Here is a 12,780-nt window from a genome sequence, read left to right as displayed (position 1 = left end):
CCGCGCAGGCCGTTTGGTGTTACGTATGAGATGAAACAAAGCGGCCCCTTACCGGGGCACGTCATCAGGCGTTTTTCAGCATCCACTCAATTTCCGTTTCGGTAATCAGGCGTTCAAACTGCAGTAATTCATCGTTTTTGCAGGCGTGATAGACGTGGCAGAAGCGTTCGCCCAGCCGCTCGCGCAGGCTATCGTTTTGCATAAATTCCCACAGCGCATCGCTCTGACGGATCGGGAACGGCAGTCCGTCCTGCTCCAGACCATTGCCTTCCACTTCTTCCTGCAGCGGTAAATCGTTATCCAGGCCATGTAAAATGCCGGCAAAAATCGCCGCCATCACCAGATACGGATTCGCGTCAGCGCCCGCTACCCGGTACTCGACCCGATGGTTATGGCGATCGCCGCAGGGGATACGCAGGGCAACGGTGCGATTATTGTGTCCCCATGACGCCTGCGTCGGCACGTACATTCCCGGCTGGAAACGGCGGTAGGAGTTGACGTTCGGTGCCAGCAGCGCCATGGACGCAGGCATCAGGTCGATCATCCCGGCCAGCGCGCGTTTCAGCAGCGCGGAATCCTCGCCGTTGGCGTCTGCGAGCACGTTTTCGCCTCGGTTGTTTTGCATGCTGATATGGATGTGCATCCCGCTGCCCGCATGTTCTTCATACGGCTTTGCCATAAACGTGGCGTGCATCTTATGTTTTTCCGCCATCTGCCTGACGAGACGTTTTAGCGCCAGCGCATCATCGCAGGCATCGAGCACGTTTTCCGTATGGTGCAGGTTTATCTCAAACTGGCCCGGAGAGGCCTCAGCCACTGCCCCGTCAGCGGGGATCAGCTGCAGCTGCGCCAGTTCGTCAATGTCGTTCAGCACGTCAGCAAAGTGGTTCAGATTATCAACCGAGTAGACCTGACTCTGCGTGTTGCGCACGTCGGTGCCCGGCGCGCAGGGTGGCTGCAGATAGCCGTCGGCATCGCGTTTACGGTCAAGTAAATAGAACTCCAGCTCTACCGCTACCACGGGGAACAGGCCGCGCTGGCGCAGCTGCTGCCAGAGTCGGTTGAGTACGTTCCGCGGCTCAACGTCAAAGGGAGCGCCATCTTCATCGACCATGGTGAGCTGCACCTGACCAATGTATTCCGGGTCGGCGGCGGACGGCGTCAGGGTGCCCGGTACCGGCACGCAGATACAGTCCGGCTCGCCGAGCTCCTGTCCCAGGCCCGCCTCTTCCACGACGTTACCCAAAATGTCCATGGCGAAAACCGATGCCGGGAAATAGCAGCCTTTTTCAAGTTTGCTCAGTCCGGCAACCGGGATGCGCTTGCCGCGAAAACAGCCGTTCAGGTCGGTCAGGAGGACATCAATAAACTGGGTGTCAGGATACTTTTCTAAATAGCGCTTCACTTCCTGCGTAAAGGCGCTGCCCCGCCTCTCATCCGTGTGCTGAACAAAGTTCTCAACTTCTACGATATTGGTTTCCATGATTTACCACCGTTTTTGGGATTTGCGTTCGCTGCTCTGGACTGTCAAATATAATGTCCACCCTATCGAATCTGTATGCAAATAAATTGTTTGTCAAATGTTAAATTAAGTTTGCAAAAGGCAGATCTCGTTGCTAGATTGAGAAAATATTGAACGAAAAGGCCGTTTTGCAGGCGAAAATGGCCTAAATTTAGTCCACTTTGTGAGGGCGATCATGGAAAATATAATGAACAAGCCAGTTATTGGCGTGGTGATGTGTAGAAACAGGCTTAAGGGTCATGAGACCCAGACACTGCAAGAAAAGTACCTGAATGCCATTATTAACGCGGGGGGTTTACCGATTGCCTTACCGCATGCGCTGGCTGAGCCAGAGCTGCTCACCGCTCTGCTGCCCACCCTGGACGGGATTTACCTGCCGGGCAGCCCAAGTAACGTGCAGCCGCACCTTTATGGTGAAAACGGCGATGAGCCTAACGCCGATCCCGGGCGAGATCTTCTGAGTATGGCGCTGATTGCCGCCGCGCTCGAAAGGCGCATCCCCATTTTCGCCATCTGCCGGGGGCTGCAGGAGCTGGTTGTTGCGACGGGGGGGACGCTGTATCGCCGCCTGTTCGAGCAGAACGACCTGCTCGAGCACCGGGAAGATCCTGAACTGCCGGTTGAGCTACAATACGCTCCGTCTCATGAAGTTCAGGTTCAGGAGGGAGGACTGCTGTCTCAATTAATACCAGGCTGTAACACATTTTGGGTAAACTCGTTACACGGGCAAGGTGCACGAACGTTAGGAGCACGGCTTCGCGTGGAGGCCCGCTCGACGGATGGGCTGGTCGAGGCGGTCAGCGTTCATGACCACCCTTTTGCCCTCGGCGTGCAATGGCACCCCGAATGGAACAGCAGCGAGTACGCCCTGTCCCGTATGTTGTTTGAAGGTTTTATCACCGCCTGTCAAAGCCACATTGCCGAGAAGCAACGGCTTTGACCACTACCGTAAAGGAAATGCAACTATGAGCGATGACGGACTGGCGCCAGGGAAACGTCTGTCTGAGATCCGCCAGCAGCTGGGTCTCTCGCAGCGGCGTGCCGCCGAACTGTCTGGGTTAACACACAGTGCCATCAGCACCATTGAGCAGGACAAAGTCAGTCCTGCTATCAGTACGCTGCAAAAGCTGCTGAAAGTCTATGGGCTGTCGCTCTCGGAATTCTTTTCGGAACCGGAAAAACCTGATGAACCGCAGGTGGTTATTAATCAGGAAGACCTTATCGAAATAGGCAGTCAGGGAGTTTCGATGAAGCTGGTTCATAACGGAAATCCGAACCGTACGCTGGCGATGATTTTTGAAACTTACCAGCCTGGAACCACGACCGGAGAGAGGATCAAACATCAGGGTGAGGAGATCGGTACGATACTGGAAGGTGAAATATTGTTGACCATTAATGGCCAGCAATATCACCTGGTTGCGGGGCAAAGCTATGCCATCAATACCGGCATACCGCACAGCTTCAGCAACACCTCGGCAGGCGTCTGCCGCATTATCAGTGCCCACACCCCCACCACGTTCTAATTACCACTCAGTCCCGGCGTAAGCGCGCTTACGCCGGGAAATATAAAAACGATCGCTGTCGGCATTTAACGAGTTAATTCCCGGGATGCCCCACGGCTTCGTATTGCCTGAAACGGCCATGCCTTTATTTATCTGATTGCGAAAGAAAGGAGTGAATATGCATTTTCAGCACCTGACTTACTGGCAGGATAAAGCAAAAAACAGCGCCATTGAGACCCGGTTATTTATTAACGGTGCCTATTGTGACGCCGCCGATAACACCACGTTTGCAACCGTCAATCCCGCGACCCAGCAGACGCTGGCGAACGTCGCCCGGGGCAAGCAGGCGGACGTGGACCGCGCGGTTCAGGCCGCGCGTGAGGTATTTGAGCGCGGTGACTGGTCGCAGGCGTCTCCGGCGCAGCGCAAGTCCGTGCTAAATACGCTCGCCGATTTAATGGAACGCCACGGCGAAGAGCTGGCATTACTGGAAACGCTGGACACAGGTAAACCCATCCGCCACAGCCTGCGCGACGATATTCCCGGCGCGGCGCGCGCCATTCGCTGGTACGCCGAAGCAGCGGATAAAGTCTACGGCGAAGTGGCGCCTACGGGTCCGGGCGAGCTGGCGATGATCGTGCGCGAACCCATCGGGGTTGTCGCGGCCATCGTCCCCTGGAACTTCCCGCTGCTGCTGGCCTGCTGGAAGCTGGGCCCGGCGCTGATCGCGGGCAACAGCGTGATACTGAAACCGTCGGAGAAATCGCCCCTCACCGCCCTGCGGCTGGCCGGACTGGCGAAAGAGGCGGGCCTGCCTGACGGCGTGCTGAACGTGATAAGCGGTTACGGCCACGAAGCGGGCCAGGCGCTGGCATTGCATCCGGAGGTCGAGGTGCTGACGTTTACCGGCTCTACCCGTACCGGCAAGCAGCTGTTGAAGGACGCAGGCGAAAGTAACATGAAGCGCGTCTGGCTGGAGGCAGGCGGCAAGAGCGCCAACATTATCTTTGCCGACTGTCCGGACCTGGACAAGGCCGTGAGCGCGACCGCCGCCGGGATTTTTTATAACCAGGGGCAAGTCTGTATCGCCGGTACCCGTCTGCTGCTCGAAGACAGCATCGCCGATGAGTTCCTGGCCAGGCTAAAAGCGCAGGCTCGTCACTGGCAGCCTAGCGATCCGCTCGACCCGGACAGCACGATGGGCATGCTCATCGACGCTGCGCACGCCGATACCGTCCACACGTTCATTCGCGAGGGAACCCGGAAAGGCACGCTGCTGCTGGACGGGCGGGAACAATCATGGCCTTGCGCAGTCGGTCCAACCATTTTTGTCGACATCGACCCCGCCTCCCCGCTGTGCCGGGAAGAAATTTTCGGACCGGTGCTGGTCGTCACCCGTTTTAAATCCGAAGAGGAAGCCTTAACGCTGGCCAACGACAGTGAATACGGGCTTGGCGCGGCGGTATGGACCCGCGATCTTTCCCGCGCGCACCGCATGAGCCGCCGCCTGAAGGCCGGCTCGGTCTTCGTCAATAACTATAACGACGGTGATATGACCGTTCCCTTTGGCGGCTATAAGCAGAGCGGCAACGGTCGCGATAAGTCCCTGCACGCGCTGGAAAAATTTACCGAACTGAAAACCATCTGGATTGCCCTGGAGCCTCAATCATGACCGAACATACCACCAGCTACTACGCGGCCAGCGCGAACGCTTACGAACCCTTCCCGACGCTTAACGAGTCGATCAGCTGTGACGTGTGCGTGGTGGGCGGCGGCTATACCGGCCTCTCCTCCGCGCTGCATCTCGCCGAAATGGGCTACGACGTGGTGCTCCTTGAAGGGGCGCGCATCGGCTTCGGCGCCAGCGGACGCAACGGCGGCCAGCTGGTTAACTCCTACAGCCGCGATATCGACGTGATCGAGAAAAACTACGGGCCCGATGCCGCCAAAGTGCTCGGGAGCATGATGTTTGAAGGCGGGGAAATTATCCGGGAACGCATCCAGCGCTATCAGATCCAGTGCGACTATCGTCCCGGCGGGCTGTTTGTGGCGCTAAACCATAAGCAGCTGGAGACGCTGGAGGAGCAAAAGTCCAACTGGGAACGCTACGGCAACACCCAGCTGGAGTTGCTGGACGCCAGCGCCATCCGCCGGGAAGTCGACAGCGAACGCTATACCGGCGCGCTGCTGGACCGCAGCGGGGGGCATATTCATCCGCTGAACCTGGCGATCGGCGAAGCGGACGCCATTCGCCTGAACGGCGGGCGGGTATATGAGCAGTCCCCGGTGACCGCCATTCAGCACACCAGCCCGGCCGTGGTGAGCACGCAGCATGGCCAGGTGACGGCCCGCTACGTGATCGTCGCCGGGAATGCCTATCTGGGCGATAAGATCGAACCGGAACTGGCAAAACGCAGCATGCCCTGCGGCACCCAGGTGGTGACCACCGCCCCGCTGCCGGAAGAGGTCGCCCGCACGCTGATCCCCAATAACTACTGCGTGGAAGATTGTAACTACCTGCTGGATTACTACCGTCTCACCGCCGACAACCGCCTGCTGTACGGCGGTGGCGTCGTCTATGGCGCGCGCGATCCGGACGATGTCGAGCGCCTGGTGATGCCAAAGCTGCTGAAAACCTTCCCTCAGCTGGCGGGCGTCAAAATCGACTACCGCTGGACGGGCAACTTCCTGCTGACCCTGTCCCGTATGCCGCAGTTTGGTCGTCTGGATAAAAACATCTATTACATGCAGGGCTACAGCGGCCACGGCGTGACCTGCACCCACCTGGCCGGACGGCTGATTTCGGAACTGTTGCGCGGTGACGCAGAGCGCTTTGATGCGTTTGCCAACCTCCCGCACTACCCCTTCCCGGGCGGCCGCAGCCTGCGGATTCCATTTACGGCGATGGGCGCGGCGTACTACAGCCTGCGCGATCGTCTTGGCGTATGATCGTTTCGACAAAAGGGTATCTGACATGAGTAACCAGGAATTTCATCAGCGCAGACTTTCTGCCACCCCGCGCGGCGTAGGCGTAATGTGTGATTTCTTTGCCCGCACGGCGGAGAATGCCACGCTTACCGACGTGGAAGGCAACGACTATATTGATTTCGCCGCCGGGATCGCGGTACTGAACACCGGCCATCGCCATCCTGAACTGGTGGCCGCAGTGGAAAAACAGCTTCACCAGTTCACCCACACGGCCTACCAGATTGTGCCGTATGAAAGCTACGTTTCATTAGCTGAAAAACTTAACGAGCTGGCCCCGGTGCAGAGCCCGGCCAAAACGGCGTTCTTCACAACGGGCGCGGAAGCGGTGGAAAACGCCGTTAAAATCGCCCGGGCCCACACCGGCAGACCGGGCGTGATTGCCTTCGGGGGAGGCTTTCACGGCCGCACCTATATGACCATGGCCTTAACCGGCAAGGTCGCGCCTTACAAGCTGGGATTTGGCCCCTTCCCGGGCTCGGTTTATCACGTGCCGTATCCCTCCGAGCTGCACGGCATCACGACGCAGGATGCCATCACGGCGATAGAACGCCTGTTCAAAGCGGATATTGAGGCGAAACAGGTGGCGGCGATCATTTTTGAACCCATTCAGGGTGAAGGCGGATTCAACGTCGCCCCGCCAGAGCTGGTGGCCGCCATCCGTCGTATCTGTGATGAGCACGGGATCGTGATGATTGCCGACGAAGTGCAGAGCGGCTTCGCCCGAACGGGTAAGCTGTTTGCGATGGAACACTACGCGGACAAACCCGACCTGATGACGATGGCTAAAAGCCTGGCAGGCGGAATGCCGCTGTCCGGCGTGGTGGGCCGCGCCGAAATCATGGACGCGCCGGCTCCCGGCGGTCTGGGGGGGACCTATGCAGGCAACCCGCTTGCGGTGGCCGCCGCGCACGCGGTGCTGAAGATTATCGACAACGAGTCGCTGTGCGCGCGCGCCCGTCAGCTGGGCGATCGGCTGAAAGCCACGCTGGAGGAGATTCAGGGCACCTTCCCTGCGCTCGTGGCGATAAGGGGAAGAGGATCGATGATCGCGGCGGAGTTTTTTGATCCCGAGAGCCGTGAACCGTCGGCCGCCATCGCGCAGGCGATCCAGCAAAAGGCGCTCGCCCAGGGCCTGCTGCTGTTGATCTGCGGCCAGTACGGTGACGTGATCCGCTTCCTTTATCCGCTGACCATTCCGGATGCCCAGTTCAACCAGGCGCTGGCGATCCTGCAACAGGTTATGCGCGATAAGTCCTGAGTGCCCACCGAAAACCGTCTCCCGGAATGCCGGGGACGGTTTTCTACGGAGGAGATCGGCACAGATTTCCTCCGTGTGGGAAATGTTGGGGAATTTGCTCGGTTTCATTGTATGCTCCCTGAAACACATCCCCGGCATGAGGAATTAAGAATTGCAAAAAACATCAGCCTATCAGTCACTTGTGAAAACCTTTCAGCGTCTCTCCCGCTTTTCGCACCTCTCCTCCATCGCCAGCTGGGATATGTTCACCATGATGCCGCCCGGCGGCAGCGCCGCGCGCGGCGAGGCGCTGGCAGAGATGAGCGTCCTGCAGCACCAGATCCTGACCGATAAAAAAGTCGGCGAGCTGTTAGCCGCGGCGGCAGGGGAAGATCTGAATGACGTCGAACAGGCCAACCTGCGCGAAATGACGCGCCACTACCAGCAGGCGACCCTGCTGCCGGAATCGCTGGTGGAAGCCAAATCCCTGGCGGGCAGCAGGTGTGAACACGCCTGGCGTACTCAGCGCCCCGCCAACGACTGGCAGGGCTTTTCCGCCAACCTGAAAGAGGTGGTTAAACTCAGCCGCGAAGAGGCTCGCCTGCGGGCTGAAGCAAAAGGCTGTACGCCATACGACGCGCTGCTGGACATTTTTGAACCCGACATGACCAGCGCGCGTCTGGACGTTCTGTTCGGCGACATGAAGTCCTGGCTGCCGGACCTGCTGGCAAGCGTGGTGGAAAAACAGGCTCAGCGGTCGTTCATTCCCCCGCAGGGTCCCTTTCCGACGGCAACCCAGCGTGAACTGGGCCTGGAAGCCATGAAGATGCTCGGCTTCGATTTTAACGGCGGTCGCCTCGACGTGAGTGCGCACCCGTTCTGCGGCGGCGTACCGGAAGACGTGCGCATCACCACGCGCTACGACGAGGATGAACTGCTCAGCGCGCTGTTTGGCGTAATCCACGAAACCGGACACGCGCGCTACGAACAAAACCTGCCGCGCGCGTGGGCAGGACAGCCGATTGCGCTGGCCCGCTCAACCGCGATCCATGAATCGCAGAGCCTGTTCTTTGAGATGCAGCTGGGACGGAGTGAAGCCTTCCTCAAACATCTTCTCCCTGCGGTGCACGCCCGTTTTGGCAGCCAGGCGGCGTTCAGCGAAGAGAACTTTATTGCCTGGAACCAGCGCGTGAAGCCGGGCTATATCCGCGTCGATGCGGACGAAGTGAGCTACCCGGCACACGTGGTGCTGCGCTATGAGATTGAGCGGGCGCTGATCAACGGCGAGATTGAAGTGGACGATATTCCCGCCCTGTGGGACGAGAAAATGCAGGCCTGGCTCGGGCTGTCCACCAAAGACAACTACCGCAACGGCTGCATGCAGGATATCCACTGGACCGACGGCGGTTTTGGTTACTTCCCGTCGTACACGCTGGGGGCCATGTATGCCGCACAGCTGTTCCACGCCGCGAAAACGGCGCTTCCGGGTCTGCAGGCCTCCATCGCTGAGGGCGATTTTTCCGCACTCTTTGAGTGGCTGCGCCAGAACATCTGGCAGCACGGTAGCCGCTTCAGCACGTCGCAATTAATCACCCAGGCGACGGGTGAAGATCTGAATATCCGTTACTTCCGCGAGCATCTGACCTCCCGTTATTTGTAATCTGTTTGGCCGGGGGTGAGGGACCTCAGGTAAAAGAGCCGTATGTTCCCCCTCACCCCAGCCCGTACCCCCTCATGGGAGAGGGAGCCGTCTGTGCAGGACCCCGGCAATGTACATATGGTTACACGCCGATACCAATCACTCACGGAAACCCCGAATTTACAGGGATATAGTTATTTCAACGGCCCCGCAGTGGGGTTAAATGAAAAACCAAATTCGAGGGTATGAACATGAAAAAAGTATTAGCTCTGGTTGTTGCCGCTGCTATGGGTCTGTCTTCTGCTGCGTTCGCTGCTGAAACCACTGCTGCACCGGCTGCTGCGGCACCTGCTGCAACGACCACCGCGGCGCCAGCAAAAACTGTCCATCACAAGAAACATCATAAAGCCGCTAAACCGGCTGTAGAGCAGAAAGCTCAGGCTGCTAAAAAGCACCACAAAAAAGCGACCAAACCGGCTGTAGAACAGAAAGCTCAGGCTGCTAAAAAGCATCACAAAAAAGCGACCAAACCGGCTGTAGAACAGAAAGCTCAGGCTGCTAAAAAGCATCACAAAAAAGCAGTAAAACACGAAGCTGCTAAACCAGCTGCACAGCCAGCTGCGTAAGAGTACAAGCTTAACCGTGTCCTTCGGGGCACGTTGGTAAACCGGCGCTGAACCGGACAGGTTCCGCGCCGTTTTTTTTATCCGGAGGGCGTATGCTGCGACGCTATCGGTTTGAGCTGATTCTGATCCTGCTTATTTTATGCGCGCTCATTGCCAGCCATTTTTATCTTTCCTGATTGTAGCACGCTGATTTTACTCCCACTTTAGCGCTGTCCCGTCTATAGTATTTTCATAGGGTTCACTTTTAATAATCATAATTACCCCCACCAGAGTGAGATATGCGTAAATCTGTTGTGTTGTTACTGGGAACGTTTGGTCTTTTTTCTGGATTCTCACATGCGGATGATGGCGGTGATGACACCATTAGCGCGAAAGAGCTCAAGACGCTTTTTTTCAATCATGACGACCGCACGCGCGTCACCGATCCCACCCAGGCGCCCTGGGATGCTATAGGTCAACTGGAAACCGCCAGCGGTAACTTATGTACTGCGACGTTGATCACCCCTCAGCTTGCCCTGACGGCAGGCCACTGTCTGTTAACGCCGCCAAACGGCAAGCCGGATAAAGCGGTGGCCTTGCGGTTTGTGTCGCAAAAAGGGACCTGGCGCTATGAAATCCACGGTATTGAAGGCCGTGTCGATCCGTCTCTCGGCAAACGCCTGAAGCCGGATGGTGACGGCTGGATCGTGCCACCGGCGGCCGCCTCATGGGACTTTGGCCTGATCGTTTTGCGCTACCCCCCTTCCGGCATTACGCCGCTGCCGTTATTTGACGGCGACAAAGACGCACTCACCGCCGCCCTGAAAGCCGCTGACCGAAAGGTGACGCAGTCCGGCTATCCTGTCGACCATCTGGATACGCTTTACACCCACACCGACTGTATTGTGACGGGCTGGGCGCAAAACAGCGTACTTTCGCACCAGTGCGATACGTTGCCGGGTGACAGTGGCTCACCGCTAATGCTGAAAACAGATAACGGCTGGCAGTTGATTGGCGTGCAGAGCTCTGCACCGGCGGCGAAAGATCGCTGGCGCGCAGATAACCGGGCCTTGTCCGTGACCGGTTTTCGCGACAAGCTGGAAGCGCTGGCACAGCAATAAATCAGCATCGTCTGACCTGATGCAGTGCCCTGATTGACTCAATCGGCATCGGCTGGCTGAACCAAAAACCCTGCAGTTGATCGCAGCCAGCCAGCCGCAGCAGTTTCATTTGCTTCTCGGTTTCCACCCCTTCGGCGACCACCGCCATCCCCAGCGCGTTGGCGATCCGCACCGTGCCGCTCACCAGCGCGGCTGCCTGTTCATCGTTGTCCACCAGCCCGGCCAGGGATTTATCGATCTTGATGGTGTCGAAGTTAAAACGCCGCAAATAGCCAATGCTGGAATAGCCGGTGCCAAAGTCATCCAGCGCCACCGCGGTACCCAGCGCTTTAAGATTGGCTATTGCCATGCGGGCACGATCCGGATTTTCCAGCACATAGCTCTCCGTTACCTCAAGCTGCAGCCGGTGGGCCGGGAAACGGGTACTCTCCAGCACGCTGGCCACTTTGTCTTCGAAGGCGGGATCGCGAAATTGCGCGGGAGAGATATTAACGGAAAGCTTTAAGTCACCGTATGGCTGGAGTTCCTGACAGGCGCGCTGCAACACAAACTGGCCCAGTTTGTAAATCAGACCGCTGGTCTCCGCGATGGCGATGAAGGTATCCGGGCCCAGCGGCCCTTCCGGGCGACGCGGCCAGCGGACCAACGCTTCGACGCTGCTCATTGTCTGAGTGCGGGCGTCAACGATCGGCTGATACCAGACCTCAAACTCATCGCGCTCCAGACCGCTACGGATCTGATTTTCAATCGCCAGCTTGCGTTCCCGGACGCTGTTCAGCTCCGCATCGTAGTGGGTAATCCGCCCTTTCCCACTCATTTTGGCGTGATACATGGCAATATCGGCGCGGCGAAACAGTTCTGAGCTGGTGCATTCAATCAGAGTTCCGCTGGCGATACCGATGCTGGCCCCGATATGGATCGTGCGTTCCCCCAGCTGAACCGGGGTGGCGAGGAAATCCAGCACCGAAACGGCAAAGGCGGTGGCTCGGGCCTCTGCATCATCACCGCCGATTGTCATGGCAAACTCATCCCCGCCCATGCGGGCCAGCATCCCGCCCGGCGGCACCCGTTCACTCAGCGTTTTCGCAATCGCTACGATGAGATCGTCCCCCACGCTGTGGCCGTAGATATCATTCACATCTTTAAAACCATCCAGATCGATAAACACCACGCTTTTGACGTCGATATCTCCGCGTAAGCTCACCCGATCCAGCGCCTCGATAAGCGCTCGCCGGTTCGGCAGATGGCTTAACCAGTCCGTTCTGGCCACCAGACGTGCCTGGCTTTCTCCTCGCGCAAGCTTGTACAGCCCCACGCTGCTCACCAGAATAAAGAGCAGGATCAGGGCCGATGCCAGCACAACAATCTGCGTGATATCAGAGGATGCCGCCCGGGCGGCCTGCGCCCCCGGAAGCCGCGCCTGCCAGTTCAGATAGCCCAGCAGCTCCCCAGCCGAACTGCGCAGCGGCATACTCATCTCGTTAACTTTATCGGGCGTAAAGTGAAGGTTATCGATCTGAAAGGTCGCCCCCAGGTCGGATAAGATTCTGGCGTTCAGATGACGGGTAATCACCAGATAGCGGCGCGTTCCGTCGGTAACCTGTAATCTTCCGACCATTGGGCGAATCAGCCCAATGCCCACAAAGGCAACGCCGCTTCGCGTTTTGCTGATCCCGGCATAGATATTTTTATCGCCTGATAAGACGCGCGCGTGCTGAGCAATAAGGGCTTTCAGCCCCTTACCGAAAAAATCGAGATTCGTCTCCTGAAAAGGCTGACTTTTAAACGATCCCCAGAGGACGTTGAAATGTTCATCCAGCACGAAGGTGCCGTCATAGAGGTTATTAATTTTAAAGCCGGTGCCCCAGGTGTCGTAGAGCCAGTCGGTATTAAGCGTGGGACGGTAGGCTTCCCGCACAGCATCGTCCCAGACGGCGTTGTCAAGCACCAGAGATGAGACGCGGTTAACCGATGTCTGAATAGCCCCCTGCACGGAAAGCGCCGTGCGGTGTTCATCAATTTCATTGGTTTTGGTGCTGATAAGATTCAGGGAAAGATAGAGGAGTGCGACGACGGAAATGATTAAGCCGATGCCCGCCATAAAGACCATGGCAAACAACGTTCTCGCATTGGGAATATTGCGCCAGCTTAATGTGCGATACATCA

The 12,780-nt window shown here is 57.7% G+C and carries 10 protein-coding genes; 8 read left to right on the top strand and 2 right to left on the bottom strand.

Annotated elements, in window-relative coordinates; translation table 11 throughout:
• Positions 1-64 precede the first annotated feature (64 nt).
• A complete protein-coding gene (locus tag LRM19_RS05645; protein ID WP_008502452.1) occupies positions 65-1,483 on the bottom strand; it encodes a glutamine synthetase family protein in 1,419 nt (472 codons plus the stop codon).
• Between the two features lie 214 nt (positions 1,484-1,697).
• On the opposite strand from LRM19_RS05645, the gene puuD reads away from it, so the two are divergent.
• The 8 genes from puuD (at position 1,698) to LRM19_RS05605 (ending at position 10,614) form a co-directional block, all read left to right on the top strand.
• Positions 1,698-2,462, top strand: a complete 765-nt coding sequence (puuD, locus tag LRM19_RS05640; RefSeq protein WP_115876060.1) for a gamma-glutamyl-gamma-aminobutyrate hydrolase — start codon at positions 1,698-1,700, stop codon at positions 2,460-2,462.
• A gap of 25 nt (positions 2,463-2,487) precedes the next feature.
• Positions 2,488-3,045 carry an HTH-type transcriptional regulator PuuR gene (gene puuR / locus LRM19_RS05635; protein ID WP_111965724.1) on the top strand — a complete coding sequence of 186 codons (558 nt, stop codon included), beginning with the start codon at positions 2,488-2,490 and terminating at the stop codon, positions 3,043-3,045.
• Between the two features lie 157 nt (positions 3,046-3,202).
• Complete coding sequence (gene puuC, locus LRM19_RS05630) at positions 3,203-4,696, top strand: aldehyde dehydrogenase PuuC (protein WP_271367773.1); 1,494 nt, start codon at positions 3,203-3,205, stop codon at positions 4,694-4,696.
• Complete coding sequence (locus LRM19_RS05625) at positions 4,693-5,973, top strand: NAD(P)/FAD-dependent oxidoreductase (protein WP_271367772.1); 1,281 nt, start codon at positions 4,693-4,695, stop codon at positions 5,971-5,973. The genes puuC and LRM19_RS05625 overlap by 4 nt, the downstream gene beginning before the upstream one ends.
• A 25-nt stretch (positions 5,974-5,998) precedes the next feature.
• Positions 5,999-7,270, top strand: a complete 1,272-nt coding sequence (gene puuE, locus LRM19_RS05620; protein ID WP_271367771.1) for a 4-aminobutyrate transaminase — start codon at positions 5,999-6,001, stop codon at positions 7,268-7,270.
• A 151-nt stretch (positions 7,271-7,421) separates the two neighbouring features.
• Complete coding sequence (locus LRM19_RS05615) at positions 7,422-8,909, top strand: carboxypeptidase M32 (RefSeq protein WP_127730591.1); 1,488 nt, start codon at positions 7,422-7,424, stop codon at positions 8,907-8,909.
• Between the two features lie 230 nt (positions 8,910-9,139).
• On the top strand, positions 9,140-9,514 hold the full coding sequence (gene asr / locus LRM19_RS05610) for an acid resistance repetitive basic protein Asr (protein WP_032668244.1): 375 nt from the start codon (positions 9,140-9,142) through the stop codon (positions 9,512-9,514).
• A gap of 278 nt (positions 9,515-9,792) precedes the next feature.
• Entirely contained in the window at positions 9,793-10,614 is an 822-nt protein-coding gene (locus tag LRM19_RS05605) for a trypsin-like serine peptidase (RefSeq protein WP_127730589.1), read from the top strand.
• Between the two features lies 1 nt (position 10,615).
• Here LRM19_RS05605 and LRM19_RS05600 read toward each other — a convergent pair whose 3' ends face one another.
• Complete coding sequence (locus LRM19_RS05600; RefSeq protein WP_271367770.1) at positions 10,616-12,778, bottom strand: bifunctional diguanylate cyclase/phosphodiesterase; 2,163 nt, start codon at positions 12,776-12,778, stop codon at positions 10,616-10,618.
• Between the last annotated feature and the right edge of the window lie 2 nt (positions 12,779-12,780).

Source organism: Enterobacter sp. PI-10 (assembly GCF_027947695.1).
GTDB lineage: Bacteria > Pseudomonadota > Gammaproteobacteria > Enterobacterales > Enterobacteriaceae > Enterobacter > Enterobacter vonholyi.
Note: the sequence above shows the minus strand (reverse complement) of the source record. Positions and strands in the feature narration are given on the sequence as shown.